This is a genomic window from Tenacibaculum insulae (assembly GCF_964512435.1).
Taxonomy (GTDB): Bacteria; Bacteroidota; Bacteroidia; order Flavobacteriales; family Flavobacteriaceae; genus Polaribacter; species Polaribacter insulae_A.
Window position 1 is genome coordinate 2,310,292 of sequence record NZ_OZ208512.1, and the last position, 20,875, is coordinate 2,331,166.

Genomic DNA, 20,875 nt, shown 5'->3' on the forward strand with positions numbered 1-20,875 from the left:
TAAAATTAGTAAGAAAGTAATAAAATAATTTTGAATATTAAAATAGCAATAAAATGTATTACAACGAAGAAAGTGTAATTTTTTATAACGGAAAATTTATCAAAGCAAAGGAAGCTACATCAAACCCATATAGCCAAAGTTTACACTATGGTAATGGCGTCTTCGAAGGTATAAGAGCATACAAAACAAGCGAAGGAACCAGAATATTTAAATCAGAAGAACATTACAAACGTCTTAAATACGGAGCCGAAGTAATGAGTATTGAATTTAATTATACAATAGACGAACTTACAAAACTAACATATGAGCTGTTAGAAAAAAATAATTTACAAGACGCATACATACGTCCTTTAATTGTAACAGGCGAAAATATGGGCGTATTTTCTGCCAAAGGTTCTGAGTTGATAATACAGTGTTGGAAATGGGATAAGTTGATGGGAAATAAATTATTAAGAGTAAAAACCTCTAAGTTTCAACGTCCAAACCCTAAATCTTGTTTTGTTGAAGCAAAAGTAACGGGGCATTATATCAATTCTATTTTAGCATCAAACGAAGTAAAAGCAGCAGGTTATGATGAAGCTTTGTTATTAGACATGAATAACAATGTAGCCGAATGTTCAGGCGCAAATATTTTTATGCAAAAAGAAGGAAAATTATACACTCCGCCTCGTGGTCATATCATGGCTGGTATTACACGCTCAACAATAATTGATTTGTGTATAGAAAATGGAATTTCGGTTGAAGAAAAACACTTTACGCTAGAAGAATTAAAAAATGCAGATGCTTGTTTTTTTACAGGAACAGCTGCAGAAGTAGTAGGATTACAATCATTAGATGCATATCAATTTCCACTATCGTGGGAAAAAACTCACGGATATCAATTAATGAAATTATATAAAAACGAAGTAGAAGGATTACGTCAAAAACGCAAAGCAAGTTAAGATGAAATTAAACAAACATAGTAGTAGGTTAACTCAAGATGAATCGCAACCAGCATCACAAGCAATGTTATATGCCGTTGGTTTAACGGACGAAGACATGAGTAAAGCTCAAGTGGGAATTGCAAGTACAGGGTATGATGGAAACCCGTGTAACATGCATTTAAATAATTTAGCTGCAGAGGTTAAGGTAGAAACCAAAATAACAGGTTTAGTAGGTTTAGGTTTTAATACGATTGGTGTTTCAGACGGAATTTCTATGGGAACTTCTGGAATGAATTATTCATTAGCGTCAAGAGATATTATAGCCGATTCTATAGAAACGGTTATGAATGCCCAAAGTTATGACGCATTAATATCTGTAGTAGGTTGCGATAAAAACATGCCAGGAGCAGTAATTGCCATGTTACGTTTAAATCGCCCATCAATAATGATGTATGGAGGTAGTGTTGCTTCAGGAAATTATAAAGGAAAGAAATTGAATATTGTTTCTGCTTTTGAGGCTTTAGGGCAAAAAGTAGCGGGAGAAATTGATGAAAACGAATACAAAGAAATTATAAAAAGAGCCATTCCAGGAGCAGGAGCTTGCGGAGGAATGTACACTGCAAATACCATGGCATCTGCAATAGAATGTATGGGATTTGCATTGCCTTATAATTCGTCTATTCCGGCTGAAAATCCGAATAAATTATCCGAAGCAGAAAGAACTGCGATGGCGATTAAAAATTTATTAAAACTAGATTTAAAACCGTTAGATATCATCTCTAAAAAATCAATAGAAAATGCAGTTGCTTTGGTAAATGCTCTTGGAGGATCTACAAATGCGGTATTGCACTTTTTAGCAATAGCACATGCTGCGGATATAGATTTTTCTTTAGAAGATTTTCAACGAGTAAGCGATAGAACTCCGTTAATTGCTGATTTAAAACCATCAGGAAAATACTTAATGGAAGATGTTCATGGTGTTGGTGGTACGCCAGCAATCATGAAATATTTGTTAGATAATGGATACTTACATGGCGATTGTTTAACGGTTACAGGAAAAACATTGGCAGAGAATTTAGCAGATGTTGAAGCAATGCAATTTGAAGATCAAGATGTTATTTATCCGAAAGATAAAGCTTTAAAAACGTCTGGAAATATTCAAATAATTTATGGAAACCTTGCTTCTGAAGGAGCGGTTGCTAAAATATCAGGAAACGAAGGTCTTTTATTTGAAGGGAAAGCAGTTGTTTACGATGGTGAGCAAGCTGCAAATACAGGTATTTCTAACGGAGAGGTAGAAAGAGGTGATGTAGTGGTAATTAGATATGTTGGTCCCAAAGGTGGACCAGGAATGCCAGAAATGTTAAAACCAACATCGTTAATTATGGGAGCAGGATTGGGTAAATCTGTAGCTTTAATTACTGATGGACGTTTTTCGGGCGGAACACACGGATTTGTAGTTGGACATATTACTCCAGAAGCACAATCTGGCGGAACAATAGCTTTGGTACAAACAGGAGATAAAATCCGAATTAGTGCAGAAGACAATTCTATAAATGTATTACTTTCTGATGAGGAATTAGCAGAAAGAAAAGCGAAATGGGTAACACCTGCATTAAAGCATAAAAAAGGAATATTATACAAATACGCAAAAACAGTAGCGTCAGCATCTAAAGGGTGTGTAACTGATGCATTTTAATAGCTGAAATTATGAATACAAAAACGCAAACAAAACCTGAAACAGTTTCAAAGCAGAAAATACATATTTCTGGAGCAGAAGCTGTTGTTAAATGCTTACTTGAAGAAGGAGCAGATTTAATTTACGGATATCCTGGTGGGGCAATTATGCCTGTATATGATGAGCTATACAAATACCAAGATAAAATTAATCATGTGCTTACTCGCCATGAGCAAGGAGCTACGCATGCAGCACAAGGATTTGCAAGAGTAACAGGTAAAGTAGGTGTAGCAATAGCAACATCAGGACCTGGAGCTACGAATTTAATTACTGGTATTGCTGATGCACAAATAGATTCTACACCGATGGTATGTATAACAGGCCAGGTAGCTTCTCATTTATTAGGGTCGGATGCTTTTCAAGAAACTGATATAGTTGGTATTTCAACTCCTGTAACTAAATGGAATTATCAAATAACAAAAGCTTCTGAGATTCCAGAAATTTTTGCAAAGGCATTTTATATAGCAAAATCAGGTAGACCAGGCCCTGTGTTAATTGATATAACAAAAGATGCTCAGTTTGATACATTTGATTTTGAATATAAAAAATGTACTTCAATACGTAGTTATAAAGCAAAACCAACGGTAAATTTTGAAGAAGTAAAAGCTGCGGCATCTTTAATAAATAAAGCTAAAAAACCTTTAATAGTTTTTGGTCAGGGTGTTATTTTAGGAGAAGCAGAAGATGAATTTAAAAATTTTATTGAGAAAGCAGATATTCCATCAGCATGGACAATTTTAGGATTGTCAGCATTACCAACAGAACATGAATTAAATGTTGGTATGGTTGGAATGCATGGTAATTATGCGCCTAATAAATTAACAAACGAATGTGATTTATTAATAGCTGTAGGAATGCGTTTTGATGACCGTGTTACAGGAGATTTAAATAGATATGCAAAACAAGCAAAAGTTATTCATTTTGAAATTGATCCTGCCGAAATTGATAAAAACGTAAAGGCAGATGTTGCTGTTTTAGGTGATGTTAAAGAGAGTTTAGCACAAATATTACCGCTAATTAATGAAAATAAACATGATCAATGGTTAGAAGAGTTTACAAAACTAGAAGCTATTGAATATGAAAAAGTAAAGAAAGAAGATTTATATCCAACCAAAGATGGTTTAACAATGGCTGAGGTTTTAAAGGAAATAAATATAGCTTCAGGAGGCGATGCGATTATTGTTTCTGATGTTGGTCAACATCAAATGTTTGCATGTCGTTATGCTAAATTTAACAAAACTAAAAGTAATGTTACTTCAGGTGGTTTAGGTACAATGGGCTTTGCATTACCAGCTGCAATTGGAGCTAAAATGGGAGCACCAGAAAGAGAGGTTGTGATGATTGCTGGTGACGGAGGTTATCAAATGACAATTCAAGAATTAGGAACTATTTTACAAACCAAAGCAGCAGTTAAAATTGTTGTTTTAAATAATGAGTTTTTAGGAATGGTACGTCAATGGCAACAATTGTTTTTTGACAAACGATATGCATCGACAGAAATGACTAATCCAGATTTTATAGCGATTGCAAAAGGTTACAGTATAGATGCAAAAAGGGTTACCAAAAGAGAAGATTTAGCAGGTACTGTTAAAGAAATGATGGAATCTAAAGATGCATATTTTTTAGAGGTTTGTGTTGAGAAAGAGAATAATGTATTCCCGATGATACCAACAGGAGCATCAGTTTCAGATATAAGATTAGCATAATTATGGAAAATAAACAAACATATACCGTTTCGGTTTATACCGAAAACAACGTAGGGTTGTTAAACAGAATTTCGGGTATTTTTTTAAGAAGACACATTAATATTGAAAGCATGAATATTTCTAAATCAGAAATAAAAAGTGTATCAAGGTTTACGTTGTTGGTAAAAGTAACTGAAGATCAGATAAAAAAAATTATTGGTCAAATAGAAAAGCAGGTAGAGGTAATTAAGGCTTATTATCATACAGATGAAAATACAATTTACCAAGAATCATGTTTATTTAAATTGAGTTCAGAATTATTAATTGCAAATGATGAAATTCAAACAATAATCAATAGCAGTAAATCGAGAGTGATTAATATCAATAAAGACTTTTTTGTACTAGAAAAATCAGGAAATAAAGAAGAGATTGAAGAATTATATCACACGTTAGATAAACACGGAATAATGCAATTTGTTCGTTCAGGACGTATTGCAATAACCAAAGAAGAAATGAAAATATCAACCTTATTATCAATAAACAACTAAAAAAATGACAAATTATTTTAACACATTATCGTTAGCAGGAAAATTAGAACAACTTGCAAAATGTAGATTTATGAACGCTTCAGAATTTACTGAAGGAGTAAAGGCTTTAGAAAATAAAAAAATTGTTATTATTGGTTGTGGAGCTCAAGGTTTAAATCAAGGTTTAAATATGAGAGATTCAGGTTTAGATGTTTCGTATGCATTACGTCCGGCTGCAATTGAAGAAAAAAGAGCTTCGTATAAAAATGCAACAGAAAATAATTTTAACGTAGGTACATTTAACGCGTTAATTCCTTCGGCAGATTTAGTTTTAAACTTAACTCCAGATAAGCAACATACTCGAGTAGTTAAAACAGTAATGCCTTTGATGAAAAAAGGAGCAACATTATCATACTCTCACGGTTTTAATATTGTTGAAGAAGGAATGCAAGTTCGTGAAGATTTAACCGTAATAATGGTAGCACCTAAGTGTCCTGGTACAGAGGTTAGAGAAGAATATAAAAGAGGTTTTGGAGTGCCAACACTAATAGCAGTACACCCAGAAAACGATCCTGAAAATAAAGGATGGGCGCAAGCAAAGGCATACGCAGTTGCAACAGGAGGTCATAAAGCAGGTGTTTTAGAATCGTCTTTTGTTGCTGAGGTAAAATCAGATTTAATGGGAGAACAAACCATTTTATGTGGAGTATTACAAACGGCTTCTATTTTATCTTTTGATAAAATGCTAGCAGAAGGTATTGAGCCTACCTACGCATCAAAGTTAATTCAGTATGGTTGGGAAACAATTACTGAAGCTTTAAAGCATGGTGGTATTACTAATATGATGGACCGTTTATCAAACCCAGCAAAAATAAAAGCATTTGAACTATCAGAAGAATTAAAAGGAATTTTAAAACCATTGTTTGTAAAACATATGGATGATATTATGTCGGGACATTTTTCTACAACCATGATGGAAGATTGGGCAAATGACGATATTAATTTATTAAGTTGGAGAGCAGCAACTGGTGAAACTGCTTTCGAAAAAACAGAAGCAACAGAAGTAGCTTTTAGCGAGCAAGAATATTTTGATCACGGTGTTTTAATGGTTGCTTTTGTAAGAGCTGGTGTTGAATTAGCTTTTGATACCATGGTAGCGTCAGGAATTAAAGAAGAATCTGCATATTACGAATCGTTACACGAATTACCATTAATAGCAAATACAGTAGCTAGAAAGAAATTATATGAAATGAACCGTATTATTTCTGATACTGCAGAGTATGGATGTTATTTATTTGATCATGCAGCAAAGCCAATGTTAGTAGAATTTATGAAACAAGTAGATACTTCTGTAATTGGTACATCATTTGCAACATCTAACGAAGTTGATAACTTAGCATTAATTCAAGTAAATGAAGCGGTACAAAATCATCCTATCGAAAAAATAGGAAAAACATTAAGAGCTTCAATGACAGCGATGAAAACCATAAGTCAAGAAGAAGAAAAAGAAGTTGTTGTTTTTCATTAAAAATATGGAAGTACAAACAAAATACAGACCAACCTTAAAAGGAGTAGAAGAAGCTGTAGTTGCATTGAAAAATGTAGCTACAGAAACTCCTCTGTTAAAAAATTATATTTATTCAGAAAAATTTGAGGCGAATATATTTTTAAAAAGAGAAGATTTACAACAAGTTAGATCGTATAAAATTAGAGGAGCCTATAATAAAATAAGTTCAATTTCTCAGCAAGAAAGAGATAACGGAATTGTTTGTGCTAGTGCAGGAAACCATGCACAAGGAGTTGCGTTTGCATGTAAAAAACTTAAAATTCATGGTACTATTGTAATGCCTGCTCCAACGCCAAAACAAAAAGTAGCACAAGTTAAAATGTTTGGTGGCGATTATGTTGATATTAAATTAACTGGCGATACTTTTGATGACGCGTATAGGTTTGCAAAACATACGTGCGATACCTTAGGTAAAACATTTGTGCATCCGTTTGACGATCAAAAAATAATAGAAGGTCAGGCAACAGTTGGTTTAGAAATTATCAATCAATCTAAAGAAACAATAGATTATGTATTTGTTCCGGTAGGCGGTGGTGGATTAGCATCAGGGCTGTCGAGTGTATTTAAAATACTATCACCAAATACAAAAATAATAGGAGTAGAGCCGGCAGGAGCACCTTCTATGAAAACGGCTATTTCAGAAAATGAGAATATCAAATTAGAAAAAATTGATAAATTTATTGATGGAGCTGCGGTACAACAAGTTGGGAATTTAACGTTTGATATTTGTAAAGAAAATTTACATGATATGATAACGGTTCCTGAAGGAAAAGTATGTCAAACTATTTTAGATTTGTATAACAAAGAAGCCATCGTGGTAGAACCTGCGGGAGCTTTAACAACTGCGGCCTTAGATTTTTTTGCAGAAGAAATTAAAGGAAAAAATGTAGTTTGTGTTATTAGCGGTAGTAATAACGATATTACACGTACTGCTGAAATTAAAGAACGTGCTTTACTTTATAATCAATTAAAACATTATTTTATTATTCGATTTCCGCAACGAGCAGGAGCATTAAAAGAATTTGTAATTGATGTTTTAGGTGAAAATGATGACATTACTTATTTCGAGTATTCTAAAAAAACAAGTAGAGAAAACGGACCAGCCGTAGTTGGTATCGAATTACAAAAAAAAGCAGATTTAGCACCTTTAATTACAAGAATGAAAGAGCGTAATTTTTATGGTGAATATTTAAATGACAAACCTAATTTATTTGAATTTTTAGTTTAGAATTTATCTAATTCGGCTAAAATAAGATCACAACCTTCGTTAATTTCTTTATCAGAAATAGTTAATGGAGGTGTGATTCTAATAGCAGATCCTTCAAAAAGCAACCAAAACAAAATAACACCTTTGTCTAAACAATTTAAAATGATTTTTGAGGCAATTTCTGGAGATTCTACCAATAAAGCGAGCATTAATCCACGTCCTCTAATTTCTTTAATCGCAGGATGATTTTTAAATTTAGTTCTAATTAACTTCTCTTTTCTAAGTGTTTCTTTGATGAGGTTTGTTTCGGTAATTTCTGTTACGGTAGCCAATGCAGCACTAGCAATTACTGGATGCCCACCAAAAGTGGTAATATGTCCTAACTTCGGATTTTCTTTTAGGCAGTTCATAACTTCAAAAGAAGCAATAAAAGCACCAATTGGCATTCCGCCACCTAAACCTTTACCAGCAATGATAATATCAGGAATAACATTGTAATTTTCAAAACCCCAAAATTTACCGGTACGACCAACACCAGTTTGAATTTCATCTAAAATTAACAAAGCACCAACTTCTTTACAGCGTTGTTTTACTTTTGTTAAATAATCGTTTTTTGGTTCAATAAAACCAGCGCCACCTTGAATCGTTTCTAAAATAACCCCAGCAGTTTTTGTGGTTATTTTTGCTAAATCAATTTCATTATTAAATTCAATAAACTTAACACCAGGAATTAACGGACGAAAAGCACGGTTTTGTTGTTCTGCTCCGCAAACACTCATCGCGCCTTGCGTATTACCGTGGTAACTGTTTTTAGCGGCAATTATTTCACTTTTGCCTGTAAAACGTTTGGCTAATTTTAAAGCTCCTTCTGTAGCTTCGGTACCAGAATTTACTAAGTAAACAGACGATAATTTTTCTGGTAAAGTATTTGCTAATGCTTTACACAATTCTAGTTGAGGTTGTTGAATAAACTCACCATACACCATAACATGCGTGTAAGAATCTAGCTGCTTTTTTATAGCATCATTAACTTTAGGATGCTTATGACCTAGGCTATTGGCAGACACGCCAGCAACAAAATCTAGCATTTTTTTTCCGCTAGTATCGTATATATAACTACCCTCAGCATGCGAAATTTCAATAGCTAAAGGGTGTGGCGTAGTTTGTCCTTGGTGTTTAAAAAAATCCTCTTTCATTACTTTTTACTAGGATTAAAATCTTTTAATTTTAAACTAGGTTTAATTTGTTTCGTTTCCTTTAATCGTTTCTTTTTAACACTTTCTTTTAAAAATTGTTTTTTAGCTTTTTTAATGCCAATATCATTTTTTAACGTTTTTAAAGGGATATTTTTTGCATTTTTATCTTTAGTAAAAAGATCTTCAACAGTTTTAGGTTGTTCTTTTTCGCGCCAAATAAAACCTTTAAATTTTTTCTCTTCGGATGGAAATTCAGAAGGAGGAAATGTTTTACCTTCAGATTTTTTAAAATATTGAGTTTGAATGATTTCGTTTTTTTCTAAAAGAAATTCAATATCGCTTGCAATTTCTTTGGTTACCGTTTCTAGCTCATGAGTATCTTCGTTTCGATTATGATACAACGATTCGGCATTTCCTTTAACGAGCATGGTTTTTAAATCATTTTCTTTAAATTTACCATAAATATTTCGCCCTTTAATTTGATTAAAATCATCTTCTGATAAAGAGTCTTTTTGAATCATAAAGGCATTTTGTAACACTCTTAAAGAATCGAGATTGTTTGTTTTTTTATCAGTAACAAATTGAATACTATCACCTGTTATTTGACTTTTTCCAGACCATAAAACAGGATTGTTAAACATACGTGTAAATCCAGTACTTTGACTTGTATGAATAGAGTCGCATTTTCCTTGTAAATCAGATTTAAAAATTTTTACATTTTTAAAAATTCTAGCAATTCTCTTTTCGGGTTTACCAGTTAGTAAAATTTTATCGCCAGCAACATACATAGAATCTTTATCTAAAACGGTAATAGCAACAGCTCTATCAATAATAAAAAGGGAATCTTTTTTTTCGTATAATTCGGCATAATTACCTTTGGTAACCATGTTTTGAAGTGTGTCTATAACTTTTATTCTATTGGTTGCAGAAGCAAAACCTTTACGTTTATCGTAATATAAACTATCAGCAGTTATAGTTCGTTCTTTTAAAAAAAGTTTAGCGTTTTTTACAAAGTAAGAAATATCGGTATTGGTATCGTAAAAACCTCTTTCAGAATAAATTTTGGTGCTGTCTTTTAAGTTCGTAACTGTACTTGGTCCATATAAGTATGCTAAATTAGAGTTGGTGTAATAATCTAAATGATCAGATTCTAAATTATTATCAGGGTTTACAACAGTTACTTTAGATTTTGCAGTAAATTTTTTATCTCTTAAATAATAAGTTCCTTTAGTACTTTTTAACGTGTTTTTTTTATCGCGAATTGTTCCACCATTTGGGTAATATAAAAGTTGATTTTGCCTATCAAAATGAAGTGTGTCAGTACTAAGTTTCATTTCTTTATCGTTAATTTCAACATTTCCCCACGATTTTGCTTTTTTTGTATTTCCGTTATAAATAGCAAAATCACTGTATTGAATAATACTATCCCCTTGCTCTATTACAACTTCACCAATGGCTTTAAAAATATTATCTTTTTTATAAAGTAATGCCTTCTGACAATCTAAAGTAGCACCTTCGTGTGCCATTTTTACTTTACCGATAAGTAAAGTGGCGCCAGGGTATTTGTTCTCGTCAGTAAGTGCTTGTTGGGTAGAAAGTATTTTTATTTTTTTTGTTTGAGAAAAACTCCCCAATGAAAATAATAAAAAGGTTAAAAGAAATAAATTTTTCAAAATAACGATATTTTTAAGTAGCAAAAATAATGAAAAGAACGTGCCATATTTCTTAATAAATCAATAAAATTATAATGATAAAAGGAGAGTGTCATTTTTTTAATGATTATTTTTGTAAAAATATATAAAAAAGAATTTTTATGAGCGCTCATTTTGATTTATCGCTAGAAGAAATGAAGTCTTATGGCTATAAAATAGTTGACCTAATTGCAGAGCATTGGGACACTTTAAAAGATAAAAAACCAGTAACATCTGCAACAAGAAAAGAGATGGACAACTTGTTTTTGCAAGAAGCACCAAACATAGGTATGAATGCAAATGAAGTTTTAGATTTTGTGATGGATAATGTAATACCTAACAGTACCGTTATTTCGCATCCTAAATCGTATTCGTTTGTACCTGGGCCTAGTAATTTTATTAGCACTATGGCTGATAGTTTAGCAACAGGATTTAATGTTTTTTCTGGTGGATGGGTGGCTTCTCCTGCTGCGGCAGAGTTAGAAATAGTAACTATGAACTGGTTGTTAAAAATGTTTAATTTTCCTGTTGAAAAAGGAGGAGGTATTTTTACCAGTGGTGGTTCTATGGCTAATTTAACGGCTTTAGTAACTGCACGTCGTATTAAATGTGGAGATGATTTTTCGAAAGCTGTAATTTATTTATCAGATCAAGCACATTCATCAAACATTAAAGCTATTCGTGTTTTAGGGTTTAAAAAAGAACAAATAAGAATCTTGCCAACTGATATTGAGTTTAGAATAAGTATCAATAAATTGAAAAACGAAATAGCAAAAGATAGATTAGAAGGTTTACAGCCCTTTTGTTTTATTGCATCCGCAGGAACTACAAATACAGGTACTGTTGACCCGTTAGATGATATTGCAGACATTTGTGAAGCAGAAAACTTATGGTTTCATATTGATGGAGCTTATGGTGGAGCTGCAATTTTATCAAAAAAAGGAGCAAGAGCTTTACGTGGAATTGAAAGAGCAGATTCTTTAACTGTTGATCCACATAAATGGTTTTACCAGCCATACGAAATAGGATGTTTATTAGTTAAAGATTCTTCGTGGTTAAGTGGTACTTTTAGTGAAAAACCAGAATATTTACGTGATATTGAAGGAAATGAATCTGAAATTAATTTTTATGATTACGGAATTCAGTTAACTCGTAGGTTTAGAGCATTAAAGTTTTACATGTCTATAAAAACATATGGTTTAGATACTTTTAAAAAAGCGGTAAGTTATAATATTCAATTAGCTGATGATGTTGAGAATATTTTACGTAAAAGTAGAAGTTGGGAAATTATTTCGCCAGCTACTTTAGCAGTTATTAATTTTAGGTATAACCCTATTGGTTTAAATTTATCAGAAAAAGAAATTGATGTTTTAAATCAAAAAATATCAAAACGAGTAATGGAATCTAAAGAAGCATTATTAGTAACCACTATTTTAAATAAACAAGTAGTATTACGTATGTGCTTAATAAATCCGAAAACAACAATTGATGATGTAAAAGAAACATTACAATTATGTCATGAATTTGGACAAGATATTTTAAAAGATAAACAGCATGTTTTATAAATTATAAGTAAAGATAATAAACAAATATATAGATTTTTAAGTAAAATAATGATATAAAAAAGGCAACCAAATTTGGTTGCTTTTTTTTTGAAAAAATAAAATATTATTGAGCTCGTTCTATTGCTTGATTAATTTGTTCCATCATCCCATCCTGTAGCTAATCTATAAGCTGTAATTACTAAATATAAAGTATTTATAATTTAAGCAACCATAACAACAATTTTAACCGTTTTTATAGCTTTAACCATAGCAGGTTCGTATAGGTCAGGATTTGCTTCTGCTTCTTTTAATTTATTATTAACCATTATAAAAGCAGGTGCAGCTAGTAAAATTCATAAACCACCAAAACAACAGCATAAAAAACTGATAACAGATAGTACATAAATTGTTGTTGGTTTAAATTAATTGATTCATTTTTATAACATAACTTATCACAATAATAAATATGTTAATAATAGCTAAAATACTGATAATTTTTTGAGCATATTTAAGTTTATAAAATAAATTAATAATAATAATACCAACAAATATCAATAAAGTATATATAGCAGGATACATTTTAAAAGCAGCAATAAATTCACCATGAACTATTAAGTTTAAAGCACGTTGTATACCACAACCTAAACAATCAACTCCAAAAAGTTTTTTATTTAAACAAGGTAGCATATAATCCTCTATTTGTAAGTACATCGCAATTATTTAAACATATCCATTCCAGGAATATTTGGCATCCCATCTTTAGCAGCAATCGCTAATTCTTGCTCGTTAATTTCGCTAGCTCTTTTTAAAGCTTTGTTAATAGTTAAAATTAAATAATCTTCTAACTCTTCTTTATCTTGTAATAAACGTTCGTTAATGGTAATTGCTTTAATTTCTCTGTTTGCGGTAACAGTAATTTTTAAATCGCCATTAGCGGTGTTTTCATCAACTAAAACAGTGTTTAATCTTTTTTTAGTTGCTTCAACTTTTTGTTGGGCATCTTTTAATTTACCCATCATTCCTGAAATATCTCCAAACATGTATCGTTATATTTATAATTATTGATGCTCACAAAAATAGTATTTTCATAAAGAAATTAATCAAACTAAATAAAAATGAAAAAAATAATGTTAACTGCTATAGCTTTTAGTCTTATTTTTGCTTCCTGCAAAAAACAAGAAATGAAAAAAGATAGTATAGCTCCAATTGCTGAAAAGCAATCAACAATTTTAGAAAAACATGGAGACAAACGTACCGATGATTACTTTTGGATGCGTTTAACCGATGCTCAAAAAAATGCAGCGGTAAAAGACGAACAAACTCAAAAAGTATACGATTACTTAAATGCTGAAAATTCTTTTTACGAAGAAAAAACAAAAAGCACTAAAGAATTTCAAGAACAGTTGTTCGAAGAAATGAAAGGGCGTATTAAAGAAGATGACGAATCGGTGCCTTATAAAAGTAACGGTTATTTTTATATAACACGTTTTGAAAAAGGGCAACAGTATCCTATTTACAGTCGTAAAAAAGAAAGTTTAGCATCGGCAGAAGAAATTCTATTTAATGTAAATGATGAGGCAAAAGGGCATGATTATTTTCAATTAGGCGGTTTAAGTATATCACCAAATAATAAACTAACAACTTTTGCTGTAGATACGGTAAGTCGTCGTCAGTATATTATAAAAATAAAGAATTTAGAAACTGGTGAAATTTATCCTGATAAGATAGAAAATACAACAGGTGGAGCTGTTTGGGCAAACGATAATAAAACATTGTTTTACACAAAAAAAGATCCAAAAACGTTACGTAGTTCGCAAATTTACAAACATGTTTTAGGCACTGATGCTGCTGAAGATATATTAGTTTTTGAAGAAAAAGACGAAACTTTCGGAACATTTGTATCAAAAACAAAATCTAAAAAATATATAATAATTGGTTCGTATAATACTGTTTCTACTGAATATCAGGTATTAGAAGCCGATAATCCGACAGGAGCATTACGAATGATTCAAGCTCGTGAACGCGATTTAGAATATGAAGTTGCGCATTACGAAGATCATTTTTATATTAAAACGAATAAAGACGGAGCAAAGAATTTTAAGTTGATGAAAACTCCTGAAAATAAAACTGAAAAAGAAAACTGGGTAGATGTAATTCCGCATAGAGAAGATACATTATTCGAAGATTTTTCAATTTTTAAAGACTATTTAGTTTTAGAAGAAAGAAATAATGGATTAAATAAAATCCGCATTAAACGTTGGGATAATTCAGAAGATTATTATTTACCTTTTGAAGAAGAAACGTATTCGGCGGGTGTGCATGGAAATCCAGAGTTTGATACCGAAATTATTCGTTATTCATACAATTCAATGACAACCCCAAGCTCTGTAATTGATTTTAATATGAAAGATCAATCAAAAGAAATTAAGAAAGAGCAAGAAGTTTTAGGTGGTAAATTTGATAAGAATAATTACACAAGCAAACGTATTTGGGTTACCGCACGCGATGGTAAAAAAGTAGCTTTATCAATTGTACATCATAAAAATACGAAACTAACAAAAGAAACTCCGATTTTACAATATGCTTACGGATCTTATGGTCACACAATTTCTGACGGATTTTCAACCACGCGTTTAAGTTTGTTAGATAGAGGTTTTGTGTATGCCTTGGCACACATTCGCGGAAGCGAGTATTTAGGACGTGATTGGTATGAGGATGGAAAAATGTTGAATAAAAAAAATACGTTCAATGATTTTATTGATTGTTCTAAATATTTAATCGACAACGGTTATACATCACCAAAACATTTATACGCCATGGGCGGATCTGCAGGAGGATTGTTAATGGGAGCGATTGTGAATATGAATCCTGAATTATATAACGGAATTATTGCAGCGGTACCTTTTGTTGATGTAATTTCTACAATGTTAGATGATACTATTCCGTTAACAACTGGTGAGTATGACGAATGGGGAAATCCGAATGATAAAGAATATTACGATTATATAAAATCATATTCTCCTTACGATCAGGTAACCGCAAAAGCATATCCAAATATGTTAATCACCACAGGTTTACATGATAGTCAGGTACAATATTGGGAACCAGCAAAATGGATTGCAAAATTAAGAGATGTAAAAACGGATGATAATCTATTATTTTTACATACAAATATGGAAGCTGGCCATGGTGGAGCATCAGGAAGGTTTAATGCGCTAAAAGAAACTGCCGAAGAATACAGCTTCTTTTTAATGTTAGCGGGTAAGTTAGAAAAATAATTATATTTTTGCACTCGATTTGAGTGTAAGCGTCATTGTAAAAAATCAACGAAGCAATCTCAATAAGATAATTCGTGCTCATTTTACAATGACGCTTTCTTAGTTTTATAATAATGGACAGACATAAAGGTATTACCAATTCAATTTTAGATTTAGTAGGGCAAACCCCAATGATAAAACTAGATAGAATAACAAAAGATTTTTTAGGTACTTACTATGCAAAAATAGAAGCTTTTAATCCAGGGCATTCAGCAAAAGACAGAATTGCTTTGCATATTATTGAAAGTGCAGAGAAAAAAGGAATTTTAAAGCCAGGAGATACTATTGTTGAAACAACTTCGGGAAATACTGGTTTTTCGCTAGCAATGATAAGTGTAATTAAAGGTTACAAGTGTATTTTGGCAGTGAGTGATAAATCATCGCAAGATAAGATTGATATGCTAAAATCAATGGGAGCAGAGGTACATGTTTGTCCTGCTAACGTAGCTGCAGATGATGCTCGCTCTTATTACGAAGTAGCAAAAAGATTACACAAAGAAAATCCAGGATCAATTTATATCAACCAATATTTTAATGAACTAAATATAGAAGCTCATTATAAAACTACTGGACCTGAAATTTGGGAACAAACAAATGGTAAAGTAACGCACGTTGTTATTGCTAGTGGAACAGGAGGTACTATATCTGGAACAGGGAAGTATTTAAAAGAACAAAATCCGAATGTAAAAGTATTGGGTGTAGATGCAATTGGTTCGGTATTAAAAAAATATCATGAAACGGGTACGTTTGATGAAAAAGAAATTGCTGCTTATAAAATTGAAGGTTTGGGTAAAAATTTGATTCCTACTGCAACCGATTTTGATGTAATTGATATTTATGAAAAAGTATCAGATAAAGCAGCTGCTTTTAAATCAAGAGAACTAGTTAAAACTGAAGGATTATTTTGTGGCTATACTTCTGGAGCTGTTTTACAAGCTACGCAACAATATGCCGAAAAAGGATATTTTGATAAAGATAGTGTAGTGGTGGTTATTTTACCAGATCATGGTTCGCGTTATATGAATAAAATTTATTCAGATACTTGGATGAAAGCACAAGGGTTTTTATAGTAACGTATAATTGAAATTACAATCCATAAAAAAAACTCATTTTACGAATAGTAAAATGAGTTTTTTTATGGATTGTGTTTATATAATATACTTAATTTGTTTCTTCAGTAATATTAAAGTCAACTCTATAAGTGGTTCCATTATCAGTAATATGAACATATCCTTTTTTACTATCTAAAATTTTCTGATAATTTTCAGAAGATAAAGAGCTACTTATTATAGATGAATTATAAGTAGTAAAATTACCAATAGTAATTCCACCTGCATTAAATTTTTCAATATCTACATTCGTAATTTCATTAGAAAATTTAACACTTAGCTGGTTGCTAAAATATGTGCTATTAGAAGTGTATAATGTGGCTTCAGTAACGCTTAAAGAAGGATGGTTTTCGTAATCAGTAGTAAAATTAATTTCTTTACTTAAATGTTTAACAGGGTGTCCTATAGTTTTATTTGCTGTTATTTTCACTTGATAAGAAGTGTTAGGAGAAAGGTTTGTAAATCTGTAACCTAAGCCATATGTAGGAGTAAGGGCTGGGGTTTGTTGCTCTCCATTTAAAAAAACATGATAATTTATATCATCATTGTCAGGGTAAGTAGATTCTGTCCAAGAAATTAAAGCGGAAGTACTAGTAAAAGAATCTACTGTAATTTCAAAGTCAGATAACTCAGGATGTATTATTGTTGTAAAGTTTATCGTTTCTTCAGTTTGAGTTTCATTATACGCATCAGCAACTATTTTAACAGTATAGTTTTTCCCTTCTTCTAAATTTGTAAAAGTCCAACTATCTGTAGTGTTATCAATATAAATACCTGCTATTTCATCATTTAAATAAATGATATAACTATAGCTAGAGCCATCTTCTACGGTAGGTGGTGTCCAATTTATTTGAAGCCAATGTGGATCTAGGTCGTCCCAGTCATCAGCGTTTTTTATGGTTAAAGGGAAGCTTGTTGGGGCAGTTCCTAAAGTTGTAAATTCTTCAGTAGCATTAGAAATTTTTCCTTCGCTACTTTTAGCTATAACTTTTATGGTATAGTCTTTATATGGATTTAATTGATTTAGTTCAATTAAATGTTCTGTGAAGTCTTCTTTTAAAAGTTCATCGTTTAAATATACATCATATAGAACAGTAGAATTATCGTCAATACTAGCTTCAGACCATGATACAGTAGCGCTTGAAGTGGTAATGTTAGCAATTTCAATTGTTACATTTGTTGGTGTAGGATGGCTATTTGTTGTAAAATTAAAAAAATCTTCACTTGTTACGCCATCTTTACTAATAGCTATTAATTTTCCCGCATAACTAGTTTGTTCATTAAGGTTTTTAAATTCCCAAGATTTAGTAGTGATATCTTTAGCGATTTGATCGTTGTCTAAAATAATATCAAAACTTAAATTAGAACCATCGTTTATTGATGCATCCCATGATAATAAAGCAGATGACCCTGTAATTTCTGTAATTGTTGTTTCTGAAATAATAGGTTCAAATATTTCTTTTTCTTCAGAAGAACAAGATGTAATTAGTAATGCAGTAAATGCTAAGAAGTAGAATAGTTTTTTCATTTTTGTTTTTTGATTATAAAAACAAAAGTAAAATTATATAAGGAAAGAATACCTTTAAAGGATTTTTTTATTTAACATTATTTATACATCAAATATTTTTCTCTAACTTTTTTAAATTCTTCTAAATCTTTACTCCAAGTAGCTTTAATTTCAGATTCTGATAAACCTTTTTCAATTTGTTGTTGTAGCTTTTGTGTTCCAGCTAATTTTGAGAAAAATGTATTAAAAAAATCTTTTTTATCAGATTGTTTATAGGCTTTTGTAAGCCAAGATAAATTTAAGTTATTAAGAGTTTTATTTTGCTGTAAATTTTCGCCAAAACACTGTTTTCCTTTATGTTTTGGATGTTTAGCTCCGTTATTAGGTTGAGGAATAAAACTAAAACCAGTATCCGTTAAAAATGGAGCGCCATAAATTTGAAACTGTTTGTTAGTTCCTCTACCAGCAGAAACAGTTGTACCTTCAAAAAAACATAAACTAGGGTATAGGTTTATAGCTATATCGTTTGGTAAATTTGGCGATGGTTTTATTGGTAAACTATATGAAGATTTATGAGTGTAATTATTTAAAGAAATTACAGTTAAATCACATTTAATTCCGTCTTTTAACCATTTTTCACCATTAATCATTTGTCCGTATTCACCAATAGTCATTCCGTAAACTACAGGTATAGGGTGCATACCAACAAAACTTTTATGTTCAATTTCTAGTACTGGTCCATCAATATAATGTCCGTTGGGGTTTGGTCTATCTAAAACAATTACAGGAATATTAGCTTCCGCACAAGCCTCCATAACATAGTGTAATGAAGAAATATAAGTGTAAAAACGAGCGCCAACATCTTGAATATCAAAAATAACCACATCAATACCCTTTAATTGTTTTTTTGATGGTTTTTTGTTTTTTCCGTAAAGAGAAACAATCGGTAAGTTTGTTTTTTTATCAATACCATCAATTATGGTTTCACCAGCATCAGCTTTTCCTCTAAAACCATGTTCGGGAGCAAAAACTTTTTTAACTGTAATGCTGCCGTAATTATGCAAATAATCAACCAAATGGTGTTGCACTAATTTAGAACCCATAATATTTGGCGCTACTTCAGCTCTTTGTAAAACATTTAAAACAGAAGTTTGATTGGCAACAATAGCTACATTTTTTCCTCTTAATTTAGATAAATATAAATTAGTTCTATCAGCTCCTACAGTAATATCAGCAGTTACTTCTGCAACTTTTTTTATTGTTGATTTTTGCTGTTGTGCACATGAAGTAAACTGAAAGTTAATAAAAACTAAAAATAAAATAAGGTAACCAAACTTGTTTTTCATCTAGAGGTATAATTTAATTTTTAAAAATACTATTTAATATTTGTTTATAAAAAATAAGAAGTGATAATTTAAAACAGCAGTTCTTCATATTTGTTAAGTTATAATTAATTACTTTTGAAATTGTTAAAAACAATTACTTTTGAATTTCGAATTATTTATAGCAAAACGAATTATTGCAGGGAAAGAATATAAAAGCAGTATTTCGTCGCCAATTATTAAAATAGCCACCATAGCTATAACTTTAGGTATTGCTATTATGCTAATTGCAGTATCAATAGCGGCGGGTTTTCAAAAAAAAATTAGCGATAAAATGACCGGATTTAAAGGTCATATTCAAATTGTAAATTACGATACCAATAATTCAGATATTTCAACAGTTCCTATTAGTAAAAATCAAGAGTTTTATCCTGAGTTTAAAAATATTGATGGCATTAAAAACGTACAAGTTTTTGGTAACGTAGCCGGAATTATAAGAACTCCAACCGATTTTGAAGCTATTGTTTTTAAAGGAGTTTCTACCGATTACGATTTTACTTTTTTTAAAGAATATTTAACTCAAGGAAGATTGCCAAACTTTAAGCAACCAAGAAATAAAGAAATATTAGTGTCAGAATTAATCGCAAACCGTTTAGGTTTTAAATTAAATGATACAATTCAAACTTTATTTAGTGCCGAAAAAAGCAGGTTAAAATACAAAATGCGGAAACCAATTATTGTAGGAATTTACAATACCGGATTTACCGAGTTTGATAAAACCATGCTAATTGGTGATATAAGAGAAGTACGTCAAATTAATAGATGGAGCGACGATCAAATTGGCGGATTTGAAGTTTTAATTGATAATTTTGATGATTTAACTACAAAAGGAAACGAAATTTACAGCAACATAGGTTCAACTTTAAATAGCAATACAATTGTAGAAAATTATCCATTAATTTTTGAATGGATTAAACTTTTTGATAATAATGTGTGGTTTATTATCGGTATTATGATTTTAATTGCCGGTATTAATATGATAACCGCTTTACTAGTGTTAATACTAGAAAGAGTACAAATGGTTGGTATTTTAAAAGCCTTAGGAAGTGTAAATTTTAGTATTCAAAAAATATTTTTATACAACGCCAGTTACTTAATTATAAAAGGTTTGTTTTGGGGTAATTTAATCGGAATTACGCTATTGTTAGCTCAAAAATATTTTAAAATTATTAGCTTAAATCCCGAAACTTACGCAATTGCAACAGTACCCGTAAACATTAATATTTTAGCTGTACTTGCACTAAATTTAGGTACGCTTTTGCTGTGTTTTTTAATGTTGATTATTCCGTCTTACATCATTACTAAAATCCAGCCATCAAAGTCAATTAAATTTGCTTAAAATTGTTTTTTTAGAAGCTATTTCCCGCTTTTCGCACTCGCTCTTTTTTTTTGAAAAAAATAAAAAAGGAGCTCAAACAAATGCTACAATCGGGGCTAACCAATTTATTAAGTTTTAGTAAAAAAGGATTGGTTTTAGTTTTT

16 protein-coding genes are annotated in these 20,875 nt (G+C 31.2%); 10 read left to right on the forward strand and 6 right to left on the reverse strand.

Annotation, left to right across the window (positions count from 1 at the left end; genetic code table 11):
- Positions 1-53 precede the first annotated feature (53 nt).
- Genes ACN5J5_RS10640 through ilvA form a run of 6 tightly spaced genes read left to right on the forward strand, consistent with a single transcriptional unit; the run spans position 54 to position 7,668 of the window.
- On the forward strand, positions 54-941 hold the full coding sequence (locus ACN5J5_RS10640; RefSeq protein ID WP_418644874.1) for a branched-chain amino acid transaminase: 888 nt from the start codon (positions 54-56) through the stop codon (positions 939-941).
- 1 nt (position 942) lies between these two features.
- On the forward strand, positions 943-2,622 hold the full coding sequence (gene ilvD, locus ACN5J5_RS10645; RefSeq protein WP_418644875.1) for a dihydroxy-acid dehydratase: 1,680 nt from the start codon (positions 943-945) through the stop codon (positions 2,620-2,622).
- Positions 2,623-2,633: 11 nt separating this feature from the next.
- Positions 2,634-4,367 (forward strand): biosynthetic-type acetolactate synthase large subunit, encoded by a 1,734-nt coding sequence (gene ilvB / locus ACN5J5_RS10650; RefSeq protein ID WP_418644876.1) that lies wholly within the window; start codon positions 2,634-2,636, stop codon positions 4,365-4,367.
- 2 nt (positions 4,368-4,369) lie between these two features.
- Positions 4,370-4,894: an acetolactate synthase small subunit gene (ilvN, locus tag ACN5J5_RS10655; RefSeq protein WP_418644877.1), complete on the forward strand. Its 525-nt coding sequence runs from the start codon at positions 4,370-4,372 to the stop codon at positions 4,892-4,894.
- A gap of 4 nt (positions 4,895-4,898) precedes the next feature.
- Positions 4,899-6,401 (forward strand): ketol-acid reductoisomerase, encoded by a 1,503-nt coding sequence (gene ilvC / locus ACN5J5_RS10660; RefSeq protein ID WP_418644878.1) that lies wholly within the window; start codon positions 4,899-4,901, stop codon positions 6,399-6,401.
- 4 nt (positions 6,402-6,405) lie between these two features.
- Entirely contained in the window at positions 6,406-7,668 is a 1,263-nt protein-coding gene (gene ilvA, locus ACN5J5_RS10665) for a threonine ammonia-lyase (protein ID WP_418644879.1), read from the forward strand.
- On the opposite strand, the gene ACN5J5_RS10670 is transcribed toward ilvA, so the two are convergent.
- Together ACN5J5_RS10670 and ACN5J5_RS10675 are read right to left on the reverse strand one after the other, a co-directional pair.
- Positions 7,665-8,843, reverse strand: coding sequence for an aspartate aminotransferase family protein (locus ACN5J5_RS10670; RefSeq protein ID WP_418644880.1), 1,179 nt, complete (start codon positions 8,841-8,843; stop codon positions 7,665-7,667). The genes ilvA and ACN5J5_RS10670 overlap by 4 nt on opposite strands.
- Positions 8,843-10,516, reverse strand: coding sequence for an OstA-like protein (locus ACN5J5_RS10675; protein WP_418644881.1), 1,674 nt, complete (start codon positions 10,514-10,516; stop codon positions 8,843-8,845). The genes ACN5J5_RS10670 and ACN5J5_RS10675 overlap by 1 nt, the downstream gene beginning before the upstream one ends.
- 140 nt (positions 10,517-10,656) lie before the next feature.
- Here ACN5J5_RS10675 and ACN5J5_RS10680 point away from each other — a divergent pair, with 140 nt between their 5' ends.
- Positions 10,657-12,099 (forward strand): pyridoxal phosphate-dependent decarboxylase family protein, encoded by a 1,443-nt coding sequence (locus ACN5J5_RS10680; protein ID WP_418644882.1) that lies wholly within the window; start codon positions 10,657-10,659, stop codon positions 12,097-12,099.
- Positions 12,100-12,495: 396 nt separating this feature from the next.
- Here the strand turns inward: ACN5J5_RS10680 and ACN5J5_RS10685 are convergent, their stop codons facing one another.
- Entirely contained in the window at positions 12,496-12,789 is a 294-nt protein-coding gene (locus ACN5J5_RS10685) for a DUF2752 domain-containing protein (protein ID WP_418644883.1), read from the reverse strand.
- Between the two features lie 5 nt (positions 12,790-12,794).
- A complete protein-coding gene (locus tag ACN5J5_RS10690; protein ID WP_418644884.1) occupies positions 12,795-13,118 on the reverse strand; it encodes a YbaB/EbfC family nucleoid-associated protein in 324 nt (107 codons plus the stop codon).
- Positions 13,119-13,193: 75 nt separating this feature from the next.
- Between ACN5J5_RS10690 and ACN5J5_RS10695 the strand changes: the two genes are divergently transcribed.
- Both ACN5J5_RS10695 and ACN5J5_RS10700 read left to right on the forward strand, forming a co-directional pair.
- Positions 13,194-15,356 carry a S9 family peptidase gene (locus tag ACN5J5_RS10695; protein WP_418644885.1) on the forward strand — a complete coding sequence of 721 codons (2,163 nt, stop codon included), beginning with the start codon at positions 13,194-13,196 and terminating at the stop codon, positions 15,354-15,356.
- A gap of 113 nt (positions 15,357-15,469) precedes the next feature.
- On the forward strand, positions 15,470-16,465 hold the full coding sequence (locus ACN5J5_RS10700) for a PLP-dependent cysteine synthase family protein (protein ID WP_418644886.1): 996 nt from the start codon (positions 15,470-15,472) through the stop codon (positions 16,463-16,465).
- 91 nt (positions 16,466-16,556) lie between these two features.
- Here ACN5J5_RS10700 and ACN5J5_RS10705 read toward each other — a convergent pair whose 3' ends face one another.
- Positions 16,557-18,032 (reverse strand): fibronectin type III domain-containing protein, encoded by a 1,476-nt coding sequence (locus ACN5J5_RS10705; RefSeq protein ID WP_418644887.1) that lies wholly within the window; start codon positions 18,030-18,032, stop codon positions 16,557-16,559.
- Between the two features lie 77 nt (positions 18,033-18,109).
- Entirely contained in the window at positions 18,110-19,357 is a 1,248-nt protein-coding gene (locus ACN5J5_RS10710) for an exo-beta-N-acetylmuramidase NamZ domain-containing protein (protein ID WP_418644888.1), read from the reverse strand.
- 139 nt (positions 19,358-19,496) lie between these two features.
- On the opposite strand from ACN5J5_RS10710, the gene ACN5J5_RS10715 reads away from it, so the two are divergent.
- Positions 19,497-20,732: an ABC transporter permease gene (locus ACN5J5_RS10715; RefSeq protein ID WP_418644889.1), complete on the forward strand. Its 1,236-nt coding sequence runs from the start codon at positions 19,497-19,499 to the stop codon at positions 20,730-20,732.
- The last annotated feature ends 143 nt before the right edge of the window (positions 20,733-20,875 follow it).